Consider the following 1,001-nt stretch of genomic DNA (forward strand, 5'->3'; position numbering starts at 1 on the left):
TTTGGAACCATTTGCATGTTGGACTCTAAAGCCAATGAGTACAGCGAAACTTACCGGCAATTGCTCAATACGTTCAAGGACTCAATAGAAGCTCAACTTGCTGTTGTCTACCAACAATACAAACTGTTGAGACTTAACAGCGAACTTAAAAATCGCGTAGAAAACCGAACCACTGACCTCGCCCAACTCAGCTTTTCACTCACTCAAGAAATTGACCGCCGCAAAGCCGCTGAAAGACAAGTTAACTACCAGAAAACCCATGACCAAGGTACCGGATTTCTTAATCGCGCCGCACTGGAAGCGGTGGTTGAAGATACGCTTCAATCCCTAGAACACGGGCATCAGTCTTTAATTGTTATAAATGTGGGCTTTAGTAATGCGCGTAGCATACAAACTCGATACGGCTTTGAAGCGTTTGATGAGATCCTCAAAGAATTTCGTAAGCGCCTTGGGACGAACGATTCAAACTACTTCATTACTGGTCGCCCAAGTTCAAACGACTTAGTGCTTTTGTTATGGGGAGAAGATGCTGATTCGAAACTGCATAATCTGCTCGATAAAATCACCAATATCAGCGTGGGGAACTTCTACATCAACGACACAGAGGTGCATTTGCACTCCTACGTTGGCGTAGTTCAGGCTCATCGCTCGAGCAGTGCTAAACAGCTTCTACAAAATGCTTGTTACGCGATGTTGCTATGTAAAGAGTCGGGTGAAGCTTACAGTTACTTCTGTGAGAGCCACACGCATGAGTTGAACAACCATAATCAGCTCGAAAGTTATCTGCTCCAAGCGGTACGTAATGACGATTTGATGTTGTATTTCCAACCGAAAGTGAACCCTCATACGCACAAATGGATAGGTGCAGAAGCGCTATTACGCTGGCGTCACCCCGTTTTAGGCGATGTATCTAACGAAGCGCTCATCCACATGGCTGAGCAAAATGGGCTCATATTTGAAGTTGGCTCATTTGTTTTGCGTACTGCTATCGACAAAGCCAA

General features: G+C 45.0%; 1 protein-coding gene. It reads left to right on the plus strand.

What is annotated here, in order from left to right; genetic code table 11:
* The coding region (locus R7P72_RS26320) for an EAL domain-containing protein (RefSeq protein WP_318111228.1) at positions 1-1,001 on the plus strand (1,001 nt) is incomplete at both ends.

This window comes from Vibrio sp. Vb0888 (assembly GCF_033338835.1).
Classification (GTDB): Bacteria; Pseudomonadota; Gammaproteobacteria; order Enterobacterales; family Vibrionaceae; genus Vibrio; species Vibrio alginolyticus.